31 protein-coding genes are annotated in these 19,266 nt (G+C 39.3%); 19 read left to right on the top strand and 12 right to left on the bottom strand.

The window, feature by feature from the left end:
- Positions 1-8: 8 nt before the first annotated feature.
- On the top strand, positions 9-2,774 hold the full coding sequence (locus KNQ97_RS03575) for a M1 family metallopeptidase (protein ID WP_253611838.1): 2,766 nt from the start codon (positions 9-11) through the stop codon (positions 2,772-2,774).
- A gap of 96 nt (positions 2,775-2,870) precedes the next feature.
- Here KNQ97_RS03575 and KNQ97_RS03570 read toward each other — a convergent pair whose 3' ends face one another.
- The 12 genes from KNQ97_RS03570 to KNQ97_RS03515 form a co-directional block, all read right to left on the bottom strand.
- Positions 2,871-3,455 (bottom strand): aminodeoxychorismate/anthranilate synthase component II, encoded by a 585-nt coding sequence (locus tag KNQ97_RS03570; RefSeq protein ID WP_005109690.1) that lies wholly within the window; start codon positions 3,453-3,455, stop codon positions 2,871-2,873.
- A gap of 114 nt (positions 3,456-3,569) precedes the next feature.
- Entirely contained in the window at positions 3,570-3,839 is a 270-nt protein-coding gene (locus tag KNQ97_RS03565; protein WP_045899898.1) for a hypothetical protein, read from the bottom strand.
- The gene (locus tag KNQ97_RS19255; RefSeq protein WP_032050707.1) at positions 3,823-4,053 is read right to left on the bottom strand and encodes a helix-turn-helix domain-containing protein; all 231 of its coding nucleotides are present in this window, start codon (positions 4,051-4,053) and stop codon (positions 3,823-3,825) included. Before KNQ97_RS19255 ends, KNQ97_RS03565 begins: the two co-directional genes overlap by 17 nt.
- Before the next feature lies 1 nt (position 4,054).
- Entirely contained in the window at positions 4,055-4,654 is a 600-nt protein-coding gene (locus KNQ97_RS03555) for an HNH endonuclease signature motif containing protein (protein WP_253611837.1), read from the bottom strand.
- On the bottom strand, positions 4,647-4,907 hold the full coding sequence (locus KNQ97_RS03550) for a hypothetical protein (protein WP_109426585.1): 261 nt from the start codon (positions 4,905-4,907) through the stop codon (positions 4,647-4,649). The genes KNQ97_RS03555 and KNQ97_RS03550 overlap by 8 nt, the downstream gene beginning before the upstream one ends.
- Before the next feature lie 27 nt (positions 4,908-4,934).
- On the bottom strand, positions 4,935-5,138 hold the full coding sequence (locus KNQ97_RS03545; RefSeq protein WP_046122478.1) for a hypothetical protein: 204 nt from the start codon (positions 5,136-5,138) through the stop codon (positions 4,935-4,937).
- Between the two features lie 139 nt (positions 5,139-5,277).
- Positions 5,278-6,618: a hypothetical protein gene (locus KNQ97_RS03540; RefSeq protein ID WP_253611836.1), complete on the bottom strand. Its 1,341-nt coding sequence runs from the start codon at positions 6,616-6,618 to the stop codon at positions 5,278-5,280.
- Positions 6,619-6,622: 4 nt separating this feature from the next.
- Positions 6,623-7,303 (bottom strand): 3'-5' exonuclease, encoded by a 681-nt coding sequence (locus KNQ97_RS03535; RefSeq protein ID WP_253611835.1) that lies wholly within the window; start codon positions 7,301-7,303, stop codon positions 6,623-6,625.
- Positions 7,300-8,328, bottom strand: a complete 1,029-nt coding sequence (locus tag KNQ97_RS03530) for an ERF family protein (protein ID WP_253611834.1) — start codon at positions 8,326-8,328, stop codon at positions 7,300-7,302. Before KNQ97_RS03530 ends, KNQ97_RS03535 begins: the two co-directional genes overlap by 4 nt.
- A gap of 14 nt (positions 8,329-8,342) precedes the next feature.
- Entirely contained in the window at positions 8,343-8,663 is a 321-nt protein-coding gene (locus KNQ97_RS03525) for a hypothetical protein (RefSeq protein WP_253611833.1), read from the bottom strand.
- A 2-nt stretch (positions 8,664-8,665) separates the two neighbouring features.
- Positions 8,666-8,854: a hypothetical protein gene (locus tag KNQ97_RS03520; RefSeq protein ID WP_086377320.1), complete on the bottom strand. Its 189-nt coding sequence runs from the start codon at positions 8,852-8,854 to the stop codon at positions 8,666-8,668.
- A 225-nt stretch (positions 8,855-9,079) separates the two neighbouring features.
- Positions 9,080-9,871, bottom strand: coding sequence for a LexA family transcriptional regulator (locus KNQ97_RS03515; RefSeq protein WP_086377321.1), 792 nt, complete (start codon positions 9,869-9,871; stop codon positions 9,080-9,082).
- A gap of 3 nt (positions 9,872-9,874) precedes the next feature.
- Between KNQ97_RS03515 and KNQ97_RS03510 the strand changes: the two genes are divergently transcribed.
- From KNQ97_RS03510 to KNQ97_RS03425, 18 genes are all read left to right on the top strand, one after another.
- Positions 9,875-10,108, top strand: coding sequence for a Cro/CI family transcriptional regulator (locus tag KNQ97_RS03510; RefSeq protein WP_074166879.1), 234 nt, complete (start codon positions 9,875-9,877; stop codon positions 10,106-10,108).
- A gap of 36 nt (positions 10,109-10,144) precedes the next feature.
- Positions 10,145-10,450, top strand: coding sequence for a hypothetical protein (locus KNQ97_RS03505; RefSeq protein ID WP_064792642.1), 306 nt, complete (start codon positions 10,145-10,147; stop codon positions 10,448-10,450).
- A gap of 18 nt (positions 10,451-10,468) precedes the next feature.
- Positions 10,469-10,795 carry a hypothetical protein gene (locus tag KNQ97_RS03500; protein ID WP_253611832.1) on the top strand — a complete coding sequence of 109 codons (327 nt, stop codon included), beginning with the start codon at positions 10,469-10,471 and terminating at the stop codon, positions 10,793-10,795.
- Between the two features lie 133 nt (positions 10,796-10,928).
- Positions 10,929-12,038 (top strand): replication protein, encoded by a 1,110-nt coding sequence (locus tag KNQ97_RS03495; RefSeq protein ID WP_253611831.1) that lies wholly within the window; start codon positions 10,929-10,931, stop codon positions 12,036-12,038.
- A complete protein-coding gene (locus KNQ97_RS03490; protein WP_253611830.1) occupies positions 12,035-12,493 on the top strand; it encodes a hypothetical protein in 459 nt (152 codons plus the stop codon). Before KNQ97_RS03495 ends, KNQ97_RS03490 begins: the two co-directional genes overlap by 4 nt.
- The gene (locus tag KNQ97_RS03485; protein ID WP_253611829.1) at positions 12,490-12,882 is read left to right on the top strand and encodes an HNH endonuclease; all 393 of its coding nucleotides are present in this window, start codon (positions 12,490-12,492) and stop codon (positions 12,880-12,882) included. The genes KNQ97_RS03490 and KNQ97_RS03485 overlap by 4 nt, the downstream gene beginning before the upstream one ends.
- On the top strand, positions 12,879-13,187 hold the full coding sequence (locus tag KNQ97_RS03480; RefSeq protein ID WP_253611828.1) for a hypothetical protein: 309 nt from the start codon (positions 12,879-12,881) through the stop codon (positions 13,185-13,187). Before KNQ97_RS03485 ends, KNQ97_RS03480 begins: the two co-directional genes overlap by 4 nt.
- Positions 13,187-13,447 carry a hypothetical protein gene (locus KNQ97_RS03475; protein WP_253611827.1) on the top strand — a complete coding sequence of 87 codons (261 nt, stop codon included), beginning with the start codon at positions 13,187-13,189 and terminating at the stop codon, positions 13,445-13,447. Before KNQ97_RS03480 ends, KNQ97_RS03475 begins: the two co-directional genes overlap by 1 nt.
- Positions 13,440-13,646 (top strand): hypothetical protein, encoded by a 207-nt coding sequence (locus tag KNQ97_RS03470; RefSeq protein WP_253611826.1) that lies wholly within the window; start codon positions 13,440-13,442, stop codon positions 13,644-13,646. Before KNQ97_RS03475 ends, KNQ97_RS03470 begins: the two co-directional genes overlap by 8 nt.
- Positions 13,636-13,953 carry a hypothetical protein gene (locus KNQ97_RS03465; RefSeq protein WP_253611825.1) on the top strand — a complete coding sequence of 106 codons (318 nt, stop codon included), beginning with the start codon at positions 13,636-13,638 and terminating at the stop codon, positions 13,951-13,953. The genes KNQ97_RS03470 and KNQ97_RS03465 overlap by 11 nt, the downstream gene beginning before the upstream one ends.
- Positions 13,954-13,958: 5 nt before the next feature.
- Positions 13,959-14,417 (top strand): hypothetical protein, encoded by a 459-nt coding sequence (locus KNQ97_RS03460; protein WP_253611824.1) that lies wholly within the window; start codon positions 13,959-13,961, stop codon positions 14,415-14,417.
- 62 nt (positions 14,418-14,479) lie between these two features.
- A complete protein-coding gene (locus KNQ97_RS03455) occupies positions 14,480-15,214 on the top strand; it encodes a hypothetical protein (RefSeq protein WP_002121321.1) in 735 nt (244 codons plus the stop codon).
- A gap of 122 nt (positions 15,215-15,336) precedes the next feature.
- Positions 15,337-15,633: a Lar family restriction alleviation protein gene (locus KNQ97_RS03450; protein ID WP_000528643.1), complete on the top strand. Its 297-nt coding sequence runs from the start codon at positions 15,337-15,339 to the stop codon at positions 15,631-15,633.
- A gap of 123 nt (positions 15,634-15,756) precedes the next feature.
- Positions 15,757-15,948: a hypothetical protein gene (locus KNQ97_RS03445; protein WP_019767559.1), complete on the top strand. Its 192-nt coding sequence runs from the start codon at positions 15,757-15,759 to the stop codon at positions 15,946-15,948.
- Between the two features lie 14 nt (positions 15,949-15,962).
- Entirely contained in the window at positions 15,963-16,430 is a 468-nt protein-coding gene (locus KNQ97_RS03440; RefSeq protein WP_057066765.1) for a hypothetical protein, read from the top strand.
- Positions 16,399-17,040 carry a putative metallopeptidase gene (locus KNQ97_RS03435; RefSeq protein ID WP_137415098.1) on the top strand — a complete coding sequence of 214 codons (642 nt, stop codon included), beginning with the start codon at positions 16,399-16,401 and terminating at the stop codon, positions 17,038-17,040. Before KNQ97_RS03440 ends, KNQ97_RS03435 begins: the two co-directional genes overlap by 32 nt.
- Before the next feature lie 59 nt (positions 17,041-17,099).
- A complete protein-coding gene (locus tag KNQ97_RS03430; RefSeq protein WP_001096341.1) occupies positions 17,100-17,606 on the top strand; it encodes a DUF2280 domain-containing protein in 507 nt (168 codons plus the stop codon).
- Positions 17,603-19,261 (top strand): hypothetical protein, encoded by a 1,659-nt coding sequence (locus tag KNQ97_RS03425; protein ID WP_000220357.1) that lies wholly within the window; start codon positions 17,603-17,605, stop codon positions 19,259-19,261. The genes KNQ97_RS03430 and KNQ97_RS03425 overlap by 4 nt, the downstream gene beginning before the upstream one ends.
- The last annotated feature ends 5 nt before the right edge of the window (positions 19,262-19,266 follow it).

Raw genomic sequence — 19,266 nt, 5'->3', positions numbered from 1 at the left:
ATGTATGGATGCAGCGAAGTGGTACAGCATTTGCTGCATCTTTTTATTTAAAACTACAGAGGATAAAACCCCTTATGCTGGTCAAGCCTTCATTTAAAAAAAGATTGTTACTTACAACATTATTATCTTTATCGGCAACTCAAATTTTTGCATCGAATAACAGTGAACAAATCCCGATTGGTAAATTACCCGAGTGGGTTATACCCGAATCTTATGATTTAGATTTCAAGATTGATCCCGCACAAAAAGGCTATACCGGTAAAACTACGATTCATTTAAAGCTGGCTCAAGCCACAGATCACATCTGGATTCATGGTAAATCTTTGACGGTTAAAGATGTGAATATTACATCGGCACAGGGTGCTAAAACCAAGGCAAAATATGAGCAAGCCTCTGAAATAGATGGGGTGAGTAAAATTAAATTTGCCAAAACCTTGCCCGCAGGACAGTATCAACTCGTTCTAGATTTTAATGCAGCGTATGACCAGCAGCTCGATGGTATTTATAAAATCGAGTTTGAGGGTAAACCTTATGTGATGACTCAAATGGAAGCAATTAGTGCACGCCAGTCATTCCCATCATTTGATGAACCACGTTTTAAAACGCCGTTTAATATTCGTTTGACGATTCCAAGCAAATATTCAGGTTTTGCCAATACTCAACAAACATCTGAGCAAATAGAGAAGTCAGGGTGGAAAACACTCAGTTTTGCACAAACCAAACCACTACCAACATATTTACTTGCATTGGCTGTCGGGCCGTGGCAATTACAAAAAGGACCTGATATTGGAGCAACTTCATGGCGTAAGCAGCCGATCCAGTTACGTGGTATTGCACCCGATGCTAAAGCTGAAAAAATGCAGCATGCCTTATCTGAAACGCCAGCCATTTTAAAAACTTTAGAAGATTATTTTGCCTTTGGTTATCCATTTGACAAGCTCGACTTACTTGCAGCACCAGACTTTGCCGCTGGGGCTATGGAAAACCCGGGGCTAATTACTTTTAGAGACTATCTAATGTTGTTAGATAAGGACTCGCCAGTTTTTTTTGTACAGAATTCATTTAATGTCAATGCACATGAGTTGGCGCATCAATGGTTCGGTGATGTCGTCACGATGCCGTGGTGGGATGATTTGTGGCTAAATGAATCTTTTGCCACATGGATGCAAAGTAAAATTACTCAAAAATTACATCCCGAATTTAATGCTGACCTAGAACGTATTACAGACACCGCAGATGCGATGAAAAGTGACAGCTTAGTGAGTGTGCGCCGTATTCGTCAACCTATTTTAAGCAATGCCGATATTCAAACGGCTTTTGATGGCATCACGTATCAAAAAGGTGCGGCTGTTTTAAATATGTTTGAAAGCTATTTAGGCGAAGAAAAATTCAAACAAGGAGTGCGTAATTATATTAATAAGCACCAATATGGTAATGCGACAGCTAATGATTTAATTAGCGCTTTAGCAGAGCAGTCTGGACAAGGTGAGCGCTTTACTAGAGCGATGAAAAGTTTCCTTGATCAACCGGGTGTACCTTTACTCAATACTTCACTACAGCAAGAAGGCAATAAAGTCTTTTTAAATGTGAAGCAAAGCCGTTATTTACCTGTGGGCTCAAAAGGCGATGCAAGAAGCCTGTGGGGTGTACCATTATGTGTACGTTATGAAGTTCCAAATGCAGGTAGTAAAGTGCAATGTGAATTGGTAGACCAAGCAGAAGCCAAAATTGAACTCAAAGGTGCCAGCCTTGGCAGTTGGTATATACCAAATGCAGATGCGGCGGGATACTACCAATTTAGTTTGCCACAGAAAGAATTTACTCGTCTGACTGCTGCTACAGAAAAGCTTTCTAACACTGAACAGTTGGCTTATGCCTATGCAATTTCAGCTGCATTTAACCACGGTGATATTAATTTGTTGGCTGTCGTAGATGCTGCGAAGAAATTTGCCAATTCAAATAGCCGACAAATTAGTACAGCGCTGTTTTCCCAGTTAAGTACCATTCATCGCCATGTATTGAAAACAGAAGCTGAACGTGAACATTTTAGAAAAGTTTTGGCCAATTTATATTTACCTAAATTAAATCAGTTGGGTTATGTCAGCAAAACAGGTGAATCAGCTGAAGACAGTTTATGGCGTAGTGAGTTGGTTAGATTTCTTGCTTTAGATATTCAAGTTCCTGAAGTTCGTACCCAACTGTTAAAACAGTCAGATGCTCTATTTGCTCAAAAGCAGCTTAATTTTGCGCAAGTAACACCTGAATTATTGCCAACCATTTTAGCTGTACGTGTACAAGAAAAAGGTCAACCAGCTTTTGATCGATTGTCTGGAGAGTTACAACGCGTGACTCAACCGACACAACGTCTTGCAATACTTACAGCCTTGGGTTCAGCAAATCAAGAAGCAACGCGCCAACAAGCCCGTCAGTTGATTTTAAACCCGCGTGTTAAAGTTGGTGAAGTTCGTACCGTGGTCAACTCAATCAATAATTATGGAGATGAACAAGGTGGCTTATGGTCTTGGTTTAAGGTAAATCATGACGCTGTGTTTGATCGTTTAGGTAAATCTTCAGCTGGACGTTTCCCTGCAATGTTTAGTGGGGCAGCTTGTACCCAACAACAAGCGGCACAGTTAAATGACTTTTTTGCACCACGAACTAAAGAGTTGGTTGGGGTAGAAAGAGGATTGAAACAAACCAAAGAACGTATTCAACTCTGCGAATCTTTGGTGGCAAAACAAGATGGATCGATTGTGCAGCAGTTAAAGTTGTAATTGATTCAGCCATAAAAAAAGCCAACTGATCGTAGTTGGCTTTTTTATTAAGGATTCTTATCAAATTACTTTTAAAACAATCTATTTACGGCTGGCTTATGCGTAGATCTCTAAAAAGTTTTTAAAGATTTGATGGCCATGTTGGCTCAAAATAGATTCCGGATGGAATTGCACGCCTTCAACAGGAAGTGTCTTATGTTTAACGCCCATAATTTCTTCCATTGAGCCATCTGCTTCATTGGTCCAGCATGTTACTTCAAGGCAGTCAGGTAGTGTTTCTTGATCAATGACTAATGAATGATAACGAGTTGCTGAGAAAGGGCTAGGAAGATTACTGAAAATACCTTTATTGCTATGGTACATATCAGATAAACGTCCATGCATCACCGTTTTGGCTCTTACAATTTTCCCGCCAAAAGCTTGCCCAATACTTTGATGGCCTAAACACACCCCAAGCAAAGGAATTTTTCCGGCAAAATGATTAATTGCAGGAATTGAAATACCTGCCTCGCTTGGAGAGCAAGGGCCAGGACCAATCACAAGATATTTTGGTTGCCATCGTTCAATATCCTCTAATGTGACTTGATCATTGCGAACTACTTTTACTTCCTGATTCAACTCGCCAAAGTATTGAACGATGTTGTAGGTAAAAGAGTCGTAATTGTCGATCATTAGAAGCATTTTAGATTCAACTCACTAATAAATAATAGGATTTTATTTTGGGGCGGTTTTGATACTCAATTTGGTACTCAAGATTGAGAAAGTACCTATGTCATTGTATAAAATAAAGCCACCTCAGTTGGTGGCTACTTTACCAGATTCTTTTGTATCTGTAACGACAGATTGCACATACGACAATAACCAAAAACTTTTTCGTCCATCCTTGTATGGCCTTTGGTATCTGCCTTCACGAACTCTTGCGTCTAACGTTTCAGGTTCAATATTGAGCATGTGTGCAAATTCTTCACGACCAACGCGTCGCTCTTCTTTAGATTGAGCCAGGCGTTCAACAACAGCCACAAGCTTTTCCATTAAACCTGGTTCAATCTTAATTGCTTGTCGCATTACGTGCCTCCTTTTTGGCTTCAACTCTCTTTAAAATCACATTTAATGTTCCGCGATTTATTTTCAAAATTTTTGCAGCCTTTGATTTACTTCCTCTTGCCTTAACTAAAGCCTTTTCGAAAAGCAAATAGGTGACATGGTCAAGAATCTCGTGATAGCTATCACCAGCCTGTAGTGCAATATCTAGGTCGGTTTCAGTGAGGATCACATTCACTTTATTGCTCTCCTTTTTTCAATTTAGCAGCCTTGGCTTTAACCTTGGCCATAATTAAACAAGTTTCATTGGTTTCAGGATTAGCTAACTTGTGAAAGCTTTGTGAATAACGAACCATTTCAGATTTACTCATTAAGATTAGGTTTTCGATTCGACAATCGGTTTTATCCTGGTTCTTAAATGCAACTACGTGATTGTGAGGAACAGGACCATAATGTTTTTCCCATTCATGTCTGTGCTTAAGGGCAAAAACATTAGGTTCAGCAATTTTGATATGAACATAGCCATCTTTTTTGTCTATCCGTTCATATCCAATTGGTTTTGTATTCCAGACGCTTTGGCCTTTCTTAAAACTTGTCCTGTTTGCCCCTGTTAACCCTTTTGTACCCTTATTCGGAGGCACACTTCCTTTTTTAAAACAACCGGTTCGGCCAGTTCTCCATTTATTGCGCTTACATAAGCTACTAAGACATTGAACGGTTAGTTGTGTTTCAAACTTTTCGTTAAAAAGCCGGGTTAATTCTTTACGCTCAAGGGTGCAGTTAGACTTTACAAAGTCCAACTGCTCAAGCGTATATTTAATAGCTTGACCTTTAGGCATGACTAATCGTCCTTTGAGTTGTTTTAAAAGCTTCAGGAAGATTGTCAGCTCCGTCCTTCATACCTCTGTATTCAGCAACAAGTTTTGTTGCTTGTAGTTGTAAATTGGCATTTTCAATTACAGATTTACAGATATCATTTACTGCACCTGCACGAGCGCATTCTTCTTTAAGAGCATCACCCTTAAGTTCTTTATTGCTTAATCGATCTAGTTGAGCAAAAAGGTGTTTATTTAATTCGGATAAATTTGACATTTTTTCTCTCCGTAAATCATCACTAAATTAAGACTTCAAGTGTTCTTCAAACTCTTTACCAAGAGTCTGAGCTAACGAATTGCCAACTAACTCTCTAGTGACCATTCCATATTGTTTTTTGAACCTAAAATTAAAGCCGCGGCCATCTTCCATATCTCGAACCTGGTAGCCCAAATGGGCTAACCAGATTTTGAAGGCTAAGAGGTTTTTGCGTTTCACGACCGTTCGCATCACTTTCTCCAGCTACCTTCTTTCAGCAAAACGTTGTAGAGGCACTGATTAATTTCAGAAGCATTTACATTGTCGAAGTGATGATTCATGAAATCGCCAATAACTATTAATGTTCTAGTCATAGATGAGTATCTAAATTTCATGGCAGATCCTCATCGATCAAATAGATAGGAGAGCCGGTATTAGGCTTTTCAAGTTCAAGTTTTCGAGCTGTTACGGCTTGCATCATCTTCGGTTGAGCAAGCGGATCTAAACTGTGAATATCAATTTCGTATGCATCTAAAGTGGCTAAGTCAGGGGCATTCTGGATTTTCACAAGCAATGATGGTTCATTAGCTTGCTTCTCTTTTTTAAGCTCCTCGAGGCGTTTATGGATATATTGCAACAACGGTGCACGCTGCTCAGCTGACCATGAATTTGTGTATTTAGTTACAGCATTAACTTCTGTTACAGTCTTTGATTCATCTACGCGCTCTTTTAATTCAGCAAGCTTTTCCTGGTACTTGTTTTCTTCCTCTTCAACATAATTTACACCCTTGTTTTGAGAAGCATCTGTTGCATCTGCAGCATCATCAATTTTTTCAAATGATTTAGCTTTAATGTTTAAGCGCGTCTTTAATTCTGCATTTTCAACTTCAGTTAAAGCACCATTTGAATTAATCCGACTACGAATAAAATCTAAATCTGCTTTACATTTGGAGTTAGAAATCTCATTAATAAATGCTTCACACAATACTGATAATTCTGAATATTGAGTATCCGATTCAGCTAAATTAAGTAAGTCATGTTTTTCATCTTCAGCCTTAATTTTGATTTCGGCTAATTCAACTAGCTTCGCATTTTTAGCATCTTCAATTTCTTTTAGCTGGTCAGGTGTGAAGCAATGTTTTTCAAGACCAAAACAAAGTGAATCAATTTCACACTCAGTTTTGCTGGAGCTAATACCGTCAAGAATAATGTCCTTTTCCGTTTCCAATAATTGTGGATCTACCGCAGAATCTTTTTTACTTGTTCGCTTTTTACCTGTTTTAGTTTCTGCTGTTTTTAGCTTTTTAATTCCTGTATCAATAAATTCTACAGGTTTAAGAATTACGCCTAAATTAACTCCTAATATTTCATGAAATGCTCTGAGCTGTTTTACTGCATTATCTGAATCTCGTTGTACAACTCCATTTTTAATTAAATCGCAAACATATTCACTTTTAGGGTTAAATTGGCCGTAATAGATATTTGAACAAGAAAAGTCGATCACATAAATTTCTTGATCATCTTTTAACTCATCCAAACTGCAAGGCTTTGTAAATCTAAAGCCAGCAAGCTCAATTTTTTCAATATCGATGCAGAACTGATATTCAGGGTTTCCAAACACTGTTGCAGGGAACTCATTTAGCTCTGCAAATTCGCCCTCAATATGGCGACAAAGTAAATTTTTACCGCTTTGCAAAGCTGCAAAAGCTTCAACATTATTTAAAATATTCATGGTTTTATCCTTTTATTAATGCCTTACGTAGGTATGGATCTAAGTCATCTTGCTTTAATAACCAGGTGACGTAATCAGCAGGTAAGTCTTTAATGTCCATACCTTTATGCTTGCCGAAAGTAATTTTTTTTGGGATGCGTGCTTGCTCTGAAAACAAGAACAGCGATTGCATATCTTTGATGCCTAAAGCTTTGCAAATTTGCTTGAGCAATACTGCAGTTAACAAAACATCCTGCTTCGCGTTATGAGCATTACGAATAGATTCACGTGCTTTGACTGAGCCATTTGACAGCATGTAAATGAGTGCTGAAAGATTATGTGCTGCATCTGGCCAGACAAGGCGAGATAAGGCTAACGTGCAAATTGATTTTGCATTTACGGACTTGTCAGCAAGCTTGATAGCTCTCAGGTCATAATCAACATTGTGTCCAATGATGTATTGAACATCCTTAGGCAAGCGGAATGTTTCATAGCTAGGCTTGTCTGCTATATCTGTTTCTAGAATGTGGTGTACAGCCATGGCCCCGAAACTGATCGGCTGAGGGCAGGAGAAGTACTCATCAAAGCAAGCATCTTTATCAACAAACAATTCACCGCTATCAAGAAAGCTAACCGGTACATGAGCGATCTCAATGGGAAACTTCTCGAAATCTGAGGTTTCAGTATCTAAAATTAATGCGCTCATGCTTTAATTTCCTGTTTTGCCAGTTTGTCAATTTCTGCTTTGGCCAGTTCTATTTTTTCGGCTTGAATTTCTGCCAAGGTGTCGATACCTAGAAATTCACAGACATACTTAACGTCTAGACCGCGCTCATTGATGAATGCCTGCAGCTCGTCACGTTGCTTATTTGAAATGCAACCTGGCTTAGGTGTGTTAGGTGTATTTTGAGCTTGGGCTGGGTTGCCACGTTGCTGTTGAGCCTGTTGTTTTTGTTGCTGAGTAGTACCGTTAGGTTGATTGGTAGCTTGTTGCTGCTGACTAATGCTTTGCAAATGCTGCATGATGGCATTGTATTTTGCACAACCTGCTTCATAGATCTGCTTATCAAATTCAGGATATTGATTACGTAAACCATCAAAAATATATTCAGCCTGCTCAAGCGAAGTATTTAGAGGCAATTCTTCAATTTGTTTCAATGCTCGATCAAAGTCTGCCTGAGTTACTACACGGGTATTTGAGCGATTTTGATAATTCTGCTTGCTCTTTGATTGTTGCTCATTCTGAATATTTTGATTAGTAAGGGCATCAAGATCGTTCTGTGAATCGTCAATCAAAAGCAAATTACAAAGAGCATATTTCTTTGCATAACTTTGATAAGCCGCAAACTGTTGGGTCTTTGATATTTTCTTATTTTTTTCTAAGTCTTTTACAAAATCAAAAGCAGCTACACCTGGTAAATCACAACGGATGTACTTTTGATCTTTAAAAACTATGTATGCATAAACCTTAAAACCGTCTTTAATCTCAAATTCACGTGTGAAAACCGTACACTTATATTTAAGCAAAAGTGGTTTTAAAGCAGCTTGAATATCTTCAGCTGAACGATACTTATAACCGCCGTAGTCGCTATCATGGCTTTTAGGAGCTTCGAGCTCATTAATAACTTTTAGAAAAGTTGGGTGATGGAATACACGTTCATGACCAGGAAGATCTAGAACATTTTCAGAAACAATTTGATCTAAAACATCTGGATTAATTGCAGCATTCATTTTGAGTACCTCAGTTATCCGTTATAACGCGCATTTTTATATGCGATTTTTTGGTTTGCGCTGTATGGCGTACGCTTAAAGCAGTCCTTTGAAAACAATGCTTCACGCTCTTTTTTGCGCTGTTCTTTAACTTCTTGTTCAAGATTTCGAAGGATCCATGGCTTTTGCTTAAGTAGACCTTCGGTTACAGGTGAGCTGCCGTTTTCACCTTCAATACGAATGTCATCAAGTTTTAAGTTGGTAGAGAAAACTTGTGGACCTAAACGAACGTGATAACGACCATTGTCATCGCGAGTAATAAATTCGCGGAAAGGGGTGGTATAGCGTTTTTTCATGATTAACCACCAAACATCCAAACTACTATGTTTGAGATAACACCCCAAAGAACGATCGAAAGGGTAATAAACTTAATAAAGTCAATTGCATTGGCTTTAATAGTTGCTAAACGAGAAGGGCGCTGCTCTTCAGCAGTAGGATGCTGGAACAAACGAGCAGTCGTTTGACTAGAAATAGTGTTTTGTTTCATAATGAGCCTCATGTAAGTGAAGAGCCCCGTCTATCCGCCAAGATCTCGGGGCTTTTTGCTATCCATGAGGTAAATACTACTTTAAGTAGAATTTATGTCAATATCTAGTAGTAAAATAATTCTACTTATAGTTGAAAATATTTGTTTTTAAATAATAAAAAACCCACAAAAAGTGGGTCAAATTTAAAAGTTATAAAATTAGTTTCAAAGAAGTCTATGAAAAAATTAGTAAATATCCCTATACAGACCTACAACTTTACCAACAAGTCGACAGTCCTCCGATAATTTAATAATTTTCTCTGGCCAATCAGGATTAAGGGGTTCGAGAAATTTACTTGTACCTTCTCCCTCAATTATTAATTTTTTAAATGTAGCCTCAGAGTCTCCAGCACAAGCCACAATCACGAGATCATCTGTTTTTAAATCAAATGTTTGAATATCTGGATTTACATAAATTCTATCGCCAGGTAGAAAAGTTGGGGCCATTGAATAACCAACAACTTTTAAGGCATATCCGTTCTTTCCACATCTACGGTTTGGGGGTAAATATTCTTCTATTTCAGTATCTTTTAGAACAGTTTCAATTGGACTAAAAGACCCTGCAGCTACCCAAGAGATAACAGGTACTCTTCGGCCTTCAAATCCTTCTCGATTGGAAAGATCAATATTGTTATCGAGCTTTGTGCCATGATCTAAGTAACTAATCTCAACATTAAGAAGATCAGCGAGTGTCTGCAGTTTTTCTATTCTTGGTTTCGCTGTCCCCATTGTGTATCGACGAGCCATTTCATAAGAAACACCGATAGCTTCTTTTAGATCATTAATGGTTCTTATAGGCGAATCTTTTGCCTTCATTAAGCTGGTTAGTCTCTCGGCAAAGTCTTTATATTTGGCATTTTCCATCAAAGTAGGCTTCTTTTCTACTGGTGGTAGAATTTTACTATCAATTTTTAGTTGCACCAATTCTATTTTAGGTAGTATATTACTTTCTACTTTAAGTAGTTTTAATGGCAGCATACTATGTCGTCTCCAAAAGTAGCTTTTGACAAAGCAGTAAAAATCGCAGGGGGCACTCCAACCGCCTTGGCTAGAGGTATTGGGTTAACCCCTTGGGCCGTACATAAATGGGATAAAGAAAATATCCCTCCTAAACGTTGCGAACAAATCGAAGAATTTACTAACGGTGAAGTTAAAGCAGAAGAACTTCGACCAGATATCAACTGGGAATACAGACGTCGCAGCAAAAAACAATGAGCGAAAACATTACCAAGATGAGATAGAGGAGGTTTTATGCAAAACATAAATATGCATTTAAAAACTAGCAAAAAATTATTAGCTCCAATGTCGACAAGAGTGCCAATTGAAGTGCAAGAACTTGTAGATGAATTAGCAGGTGGCGCTAGAGCTAAGTGGATAAGAGAAGCCATTGAATTAAAGCTTGAAGTTGATTTAGGCCAATCATCAATTGATGAGCTAAAAAAATCAAAGAATACAACGAATTCAAGTGAATACCTGAATGTATTCAAAAGTATTTTTTCTTTCTTTCAGACAAATAAAAAGCCCGATGTGCGAGATCGAGCTTTAGGTGTTCATTAATCATAGGGATCAAATCACATGTCTAATGTATCAAATCAGTCGAATAAAGACAAATTGTTAGAGTTGAAGCGCCAGCAAAGCTACCAATCCTGGCATGAGCCGGCTTTAAAAACGCTTACCGGTTTATTAAAAGAACGCAAAGCGAACTTAAAGAAACGTAACCATGATGAAAATCAAGCGGCTGTAACACGTGATGAGTTTATGCAAGGCCTGGTTGATGATCATGGGGTACACGGCATAAATCTTTATCACGCGGGTGTAATTATCTCGAGTCTGTATAGGGCTAAAAAAATTCGATATTTGGGTAGCTTCATCCAAATTATTGAAGGGGATGGTGGCGCGTGACTCCACCAATTTTTTTCAGTCTTGTGGGTATTCATTCCGTATACATTCAATGGAATGAATACCAAGATCTAGTTTTAAAGTTTTCAAATACGCGCTCTAACAGAAAACGTATACAAATGCTGGAGGTTGCAGCATGAGTAAGTATGTCCCTAATTCATTCCAAGTAACGAATGCTTTCGTTGACGAAGCGATGAATAAAATTTCAGATCCAGCAGTGAAGATTTATTTAATCATCACTCGGAAAACGCGAGGGTGGAATAAAGAGGAGGATGCGCTATCTATATCTCAATTAGAGAAGCTATCAGGGAAAAGTCGCCCTACAGTTGTTAAATGTACCAATGAGCTTGTAAAAGTTGGTCTAGTCAAGCTGCATAAAAAATCTGAGCATGGAAATGTATTTTCATTAACCGATAATTATAACATTGGGACCTTAATTAATTTTCCTGGTAAAAGCGGTGTATTGGTTCAAGCATTCAGATTATTTAATGGACAGCTAGTTAAAACGTTTAACTACCAGAATCTTGTTCCAAAAAAATCAAACAGAGGTAGAAAAAGCAAAAAACCACGCTTAAATTTTCCTCAACATTCAAACTTGCTAGTAAAAGCGTTTAACTACCTAGATAAACCTTACCAGTTAAACGGTTTAACCCCTGCTAGTAAAAGCGTTTTACCTTTACTAGTTAAAGCGTTTAACACACAAAACACACTATCAAAACACACTAATCAAAATAAAAAAAATACATGGTTTGTTTTAGAAAATTTGAAGTTTGAAATTTGTTCTATCAATCCGTCAATTGATACGGATGAGATTTTCAAGGCCTCTTGGTTTGAGAGAGAGCTAAAAGCATTCAATGGTTTCAACGAAGGTCGCAATCACTCTGATTACGATATGGTTCGATTTTTTGCAGAGTGGATGCTTAAAGCGCGTGCTAAATACGCGAAGATGAAAACACCAGCACCACGTTCTTTTGAAAACAAAAGCTCAAGTGGCCAACAAGTTCAATCTGAAAATTCTGTCCCTGAAGCAATTACTTTCGCATCTGAAAAACAACTATTCGCGTTCGCACGCCGTTTAGTCAACCATCCTGATTTCAAAGATACATTTTGCCATACCGGTGAATCATGGATGGATGCTGGTAAGCGTATGGCTCAAAAGTTGGTAGATCCTCAGGAGCAAAAACCATTTATTCCGTATTTGATCGAGATGGGTTTTAAAAACTCATCCAAGGAGACGGCTGCATGATGACTCTAAATAAAACTACCGGCATTCAAAAATTAAAGGAGATTCTTCAGGAATTTGATTCTTGTATGTACATCGAACGTGACAATTTTTTTGACAAGCATTATGACCTGGTTAAAAGCGAATCTGACATTGAGCAAATTCGTGTTGCAGTCAAAGCAGCTGAATTAAAGAAGGGTACACGTGTCAAAGTGGATTTCACACATGTACCAGACAAAGGTCAAAACAACATTCATTTCGCAGGTAATGGTACCGTCGATCTGTTTGATGATAACCGGGTATTTGGTCGTTTAGATGATGGTCGACCTTTTTGCTGTTTAGTCTCAGATATAGAAATTTTGGATTCAGAAAAATTAGAAGATGAAGTTGGCTACGAAGAATCGAAGGCAATTAATAAAGTCTTTTTCTTTCTTTGTTTGGTTTTGGGCGGTGCAGTAGTTAAGGGGTGTGGCCTGTGAAATTAACTAAACAACAACGTGCTGAGCTAAAGCAGAAGTTTGGTGGACATTGTGCCTACTGTGGTGAGTTGCTTGGCGATCAATGGCATGCGGATCATATTGAAGCTGTGAAACGAGATTTAATTCATGTGGGTGACGGTAAGTTAGTTACTGGAGAAATGACCAGACCGGAAAACGACACCTTAGAAAACTTAAACCCTGCTTGCATTCCATGCAATACAAACAAGTCTTCAATGCCATTGGAAGGTTGGAGAAAGATGCTCGCTCATTATCGTGATGTGCAGTTATTGCGTGATAGCACACATGCACGTCATTTACTTCGCTTTGGATTAATTGAAATTAAACCTGAGCCTGTGACGTTTTTCTTTGAGAAAGGAAATAGCCAATGAACGCCATCCAATTTATCAAAGACGCAGGGATTCAGAGAGCGAGAGAATTATTAAAGCGTCTACATGAGCTTGGTTGTTCTGATGATATGCAAATCACTGTAATTAATGGTATGTGGCATCGCACAGCTAATGGTTTTACTTATCCCGACCTAAAACGCCTCGTGGAGTCAGTGGATTTGATTAATTCTCTTGACGGTTTGCAAGGCGCTCGAAAAGAAGCGCACAGAGATTGTTTTGCATTTGAGAAAAATAAACCTCTGTTACACGCGATAAATGATTACGAATCGATCTACGGAGCAGAATAATGGGCACTAAACTTATTCAAAAAGTATTAAGCAAAAAAGGTTATGAGCTTCTAGACCTTAAATTATTACGTGGGAATGGCGTGTGTGAAACAGAGTGGTTATTTCTAGTTCCTGCTGATCAGCGTCAAAAGATTGTCGAATTAGGTTCTGATTTTTTCTGCCGACAAGATTTCTCTGATGGTTATTTGGGTGGCAATTCAGATTACATCGAGGAGTGCTTGGAAATGCTGCCTGATTTAAAAGGGGCCAGCCATGAGTAAGTGCCCACGCTGTGCAGTTGAAGAGTTAATAAATTCTTACGGAGGTTTTGCAGAAGTTAAGACTCGTTGTGAAAAATTACGAGGCCGATATAACCGAAGTGGTTTATCCAATACTGATTACAAGGAGTTGCTTCGATTAGAGAAAGTAGTTGAGGAAGCGAAGAAGTTTAGTGCGGAGGGCTCAAATAATGGACAGTAAATGGATTGAAGCACAGCGCCGCAAAATGGAAAAGCTAATTTCACCAGAATTAATCAAGACGAGGGATTTAGCTCCTCAAAATTATTTTCAAGAAATGGTCAAAGAAGCTAATGAACAAGAATTAAGAAAACTTGAGAGGCTGGGCCGAATCAAAAAACATTCTTTAGTGGATCTGAGAGGGGGCATTGAAAACCTAGCTCAAAAGTATAAACAGGATGCACATGCATCAAGCCTTTTGGGTGATCTGGATAAATCACGTGTTTATAACGGCATTGCCAATCAATTAGACCAGTTACTTAAGGGTTAAGTGTAATGAGCAAAGTTTTAATTGGAATTGATACTGGAGTGAATACCGGCTTTGCAGTGGCATTTGATCAGGGTAATGGCGGACAACTACACGATGTTGAATCTTTAACAATTACTCAGGCGATGAGCAAAGTTTTAGAGCTGGTAGAGGGCCATGGCAAAGAAAATCTGATGTTGTTTATTGAGGATGCTCGTTTGCGTACATGGTTTGGCCGTATTGATTCAGAACAAAAGAAATACGGTGCCGGAGTTCGTGAGGGGATCGGATCCGTGAAGAGGGATGCTCAGATTTGGGAGGATTGGTGCAAAGAACAAGGCTTGAAATACAAGATGATTCACCCTGCAGCTAACAAAACCAAAACTGATGCTAAGTATTTTTCAAAACTAACAGGGTGGGCAAAGCGAACTAATGAACATGCACGGGATGCAGCAATGCTTGTATTCGGGCGATATGCAAAATTTTGATGTGAAAAAGGTTTTAACAAGTTGTTTTTTATTAAAGGTAAAGGGTAAGTAGGAAGGCGATTATGCTAGTTGAAAAGTTTGATTTTATTGAGTTACTTCGCCTTGCTATTGCTCAAAGCGAAGGTAAAGGGAAAATTACTAAGCATGTTGTTTTGGGAGAAATTGCCTTATTGCCTGCAGGCGCAAAAAAATGGGCAGAATTACTGCTTGAACGTGTTGATTTTGAGCGCATAGCAGAAATCACAGAAACAAAGAAAATTTATGAGACCAGGATAATTAATGGTAAGGAATCAAAAAAGCGTATTGGTGAAATACCGGGCAAAGTTGAAATAAAAAAAGGGGAGATTAACTCAGCTGATTTTTTCCGCGTTAGAAACGTACTAGCGGGTAAGATCCATCGTGAAATGATCAAAAAGAACTTTAAGCCAAATAATTGTCAGGGCGATTTATCAAATGTGGCCAAAGGTATTGCTGAGGTTGTTTTGCGTGGGCGATTATTTACAAAGGCAATGTGTGGCCATTGCCAGGGATTAGGCAAATTGGAGTTATTTAATGAAAAGGGATATCCAAGCGGATCTAAGTTTTGTGATAAATGCAGTGGTACGGGGAAACGCCCATATACATTGCATGAAAAAATTACGATCGCAAAATTAAAAGTGTCTAAGTCTGGTTATTCTGAGCGATATGAACCATATGAATTAATTGCTGAAGCATGTATCGAAAATTGGGAAAACACCATTAGAACTAGCCTGGCTAGATCGTTTCATTTTGAACCAGAAGAAATATCATTAGCTTGACTTAAACAGAACGGTTGAGTATAAGTATTTCTAAAATGGGCGCTTTATACATGGATCGCCTGAAAAACTTAATAAAAGCTCACTAATTTTAGTGGGCTTTTTGCGTATCTGGAGCACTGGAAATGGGAAATACCTGGCATGCTGACCAAGAAAAACCAGAATTACGGCCAGATGAAAAACCTTTAAATTGCCCATTTTGTGGATCTGATTCAATTTGTACAGATTCTTCACATTATGGAAAACCAGATGAAGACGGCTCTATAGCATGGGATGCTTTCACATGGTGTCATGATTGTGGATCAAAAGGCCCTAGTGCTTGGGCGATGATCGCTTGGGATGAAAGTTTTCATTACGACACTGTTTATGAAGAAAGATCAGTTGTTAATTATGCTATTCGCCAGTGGAATACACGCAAATAAGTTTTATTAATCTCGAGAGAGGTGTTTTATAAGCACACCTCTCTTTTAGCCGGACGGATTACGGCGCAAACGGCCCCGCTTCATACTAGTTATTGGCGGGGCTTTTTCTTTTCTGGAGTATGTATGACTGAATTTCAAAAAATTACTCATGAGATTAGACAACTCCAAGTAGAGTTAAATCATTTAGGAAGCTGCAATACAAAGGGCTTAACAACAGAACAGATCGCTCACCTAGATGAGCGATTTTTTTTGGCCATAGCAAAGCAAAATAAATTAATCGCACGGCTCAACAATAAGCCTGAGGGCTTCTTATAAATATTGGTGGTGCAATGGATCCTAAAAAGTATTTTATTCTCACCAGAAAAAAAGAAAGGAAACCTAAACCAAAGAGCATGCCGTTGCCGAAAGCTACAGAAAAATACTTAAAAGCTGAAGAAGAATTTACGAAGGCTTTAGATGTTCTTGGGTTTAAGTATGAAAAGAAATTTCAGTTTAAATCTACAAAGCATTGGCGATTTGATTTTCATTTAATTGAACATCGTATCTTAGTTGAAATTGCTGGCGGTCCTTGGTCTGGTGGACGAAAAGGAAGGCTTAAAAATAAAGCATGGAGTCTTGACCGTTACGATGTGGCTGAAGAGATGGGTTATACGGTTGTTCGCTTAGAGTCGGCCACAAGATTTAAGGTTAATGAATCTGGACCTTTGCAATTAAGAGTTGACTACGCAAGCCAATGGTTAAAAAACTTGAAGAGGCACATTTTAAATGGAACAGATCAGACCATTTCCACCGACTGATTTTATTGATCAGGCTGATGATGAAGAAGCTACACGCTTAACACCAGCACCAGATCTGATGGATTGGGTAATTAAAAATTATTTAACCATTGAAGGTGAACTCTACAATCCAGACCATGACCATATCGCTGAGCTTATACATGAGAATGAGGGCTTTCTAGCATTCGCGTGGGCCTCTCAAGCGTGTACGGTTAAAAAGCAAATGGTTTCTGGCCAGTGTGAAAAAGTCATGTTCAATGTTGGGGGCTGGCGCAAGGCTCGCCAGGAACAACAAATGCGTGATTGGTTTGGTTATGTGCCGGTTTATCTCATCACAATTGATGCGAGTTATTGCGAACAAGCAACGGACCGAGATTTTTGTGCGCTTATAGAACATGAGCTTTATCACATCGGCGTTGAGCGTGATGAAGATGGCGAACCTCTTTACAGTGAAATGACAGGATTACCAAAACATTATTTGGCTGGCCATGATGTTGAAGAGTTTGTGGGCGTAGTTAAACGATGGGGAGCAGACGAGAACGTGAAGCGACTTATTGAAGTGGCGAAGCAAGCGCCGTTTGTATCTGATGTAAATATTTCCAAGTGCTGTGGAACTTGCCTAATTAACTGAGCCATCCGGCTCATTTTTTTTGCCTTGTTTCCTTGATGAGCCTTGATGGATTTTGAATTATGGCGAAGCTTAAAAAAGCCGAGCAACTCTTTATAGTTCGGTCTCTTGCGCAGTTCATGACACCTACTGAAGTTGTTAAGGCTATCAAGGAAACTTTCAACATCACTGTGTCACCTCAGCAAGTTGAAGCTTATGACCCGACTAAGGTGGCAGGGCGCGACTTAAGAAAGGAGTACAAGGAAGTATTCGAGTCTACAAGAGAGGAATATCTCAAACAGCCAATTCACAATATAAGTGGGGCAAATGACATTGTTCAGTTAAAAATCTTGAGTGACTTGCTTTTTGCCAAAAAAAATAACGTGACCATGACAATTAAGATCGTGGACCAAATGCAAAAGATCATGAAAGGGTTTTACGAGAAGCGACTTGAGATTACTGGAGCTGGTGGTGGGCCACTTAAAACAGAAAATACTCAGACTCCATCGCCTCCAGCTTTAACACCTGATGACTTAGCTAAACTCACACCGCAAGAATTATCGCGCTTAGTGATTAATGGAAAGCTATGACATACGCATTAGATGAAATAGCCCCTTTAATTAAAGAGTGGACTATTAACGTACGCTTGCCCGAAATAATGACCGAGATGACACGGCGTTATTATTACAAGGCTGCAATCGAGCAAAACGAACTTAGTATTCAAGCGGAACTATACAAGTGCCGCAATGATCCTGTGCATTGGTTTAACAATTGGATATGGACATACGACCCGCGTGGTATGGCATTTGGATTGCCGGCAAACATTCCGTTTGTATTGCGACCTAAACAAGTTGAGCTTGTGGCATGGCTAGAGGAACGTGAAAGCACCCAAACACACGGTCTAATTGAAAAATCCCGTGATGAGGGCATGAGCTATGTTGTGCTGGGCTTTTTCTTACACCGTTGGTTATTCGTAGAAGGTTTTGCGGGTGGAGTTGGTAGCCGTAAAGAGGAACTAGTAGATAAGAAGGGTGACCCTAAAACACTATTTCACAAGTTCCGCGATATGTTCAGCAAAATGCCCCAATGGTTAAAACCTAAGGGCTTTGTTGAAAAAGTGCATGATAACTACATGCGCATCATTAACCCGGATAACGGCGCAACGATTACCGGTGAAGCGGGTGACAACATCGGCCGTGGTGGACGTACCACAATGTATTTTTTGGACGAATGGGCATTCGTAGAACGGCAAGAAGCTGTAGATGCAGCTATATCTCAGAACACCAACGTCCACATTAAAGGATCTACACCGAACGGTATTGGCGATCGATTTCACCAGGATAGATTCAGTGGTCGTTACGCCGTCTTTACCATGCCTTGGCGTGATAATCCTGATAAGAACTGGACTGTTACCTATAACGGCAAAGTTATTTACCCGTGGTATGAAAAGCAGCTGGCCACACTTGATGATGTGGTTCTTGCTCAAGAGGTTGATATTAACTATGCCGCTTCTGTAGAAGGCGTCTTAATTCCTAGTACTTGGGTTCAAGCTGCTATCGATGCACATAAGAAGCTTCAGATTGAGCCTACTGGAGATCGTATTGGCGGCTTAGACGTTGCAGATGAAGGTAAGGATAAAAACTCTTTTGCAGCGCGTCACGGCGTTGTCATGACTTACTTGGCCACATGGTCTGGTAAGGGTGATGACATTTTTGGGACGACTCAAAAAGCTATGGATCTTTGCTTCGAGAAATCCATCGATACGCTGTTTTATGATGCCGATGGTCTTGGCGCCGGGTGCCGTGGTGATGCCCGTGTGATTAATGAAAAGCGCAGAGAGCTGGGCTTATCAGAGATTAATGTGGAGTCATTCCGCGGATCCGGTTCAGTTCATGATCCTGAAGGGGAAATGGTAGAGAAACGTCTTAACAAAGACTTTTTTGCCAATTTAAAAGCTCAGTCTTGGTGGTCATTACGTTTGCGCTTCCAGGAAACTTTTAGAGCGATCAATGGGCGTGATTATGATCCAGACATGATCATTTCACTATCAAGTGAAGATATCGATGCCAAGGAATTGGCACTACTCACTACTGAGCTATCTCAACCAACGTACACAAAAAATGGTGTTGGGAAAATCCTAGTCAACAAACAACCTGATGGCACAGCTTCACCGAACCGGGCAGATAGCGTGATGATTTGCTTTAACCCGCAAATTGCTGAGCTCAATATTTGGGGCAAGCTATAAAGAGA

It is taken from the genome of Acinetobacter sp. UC24323 (genome assembly GCF_024151445.1).
Taxonomy (GTDB): Bacteria; Pseudomonadota; Gammaproteobacteria; order Pseudomonadales; family Moraxellaceae; genus Acinetobacter; species Acinetobacter baumannii.
This window is presented reverse-complemented; position numbering and strand designations above follow the sequence as displayed.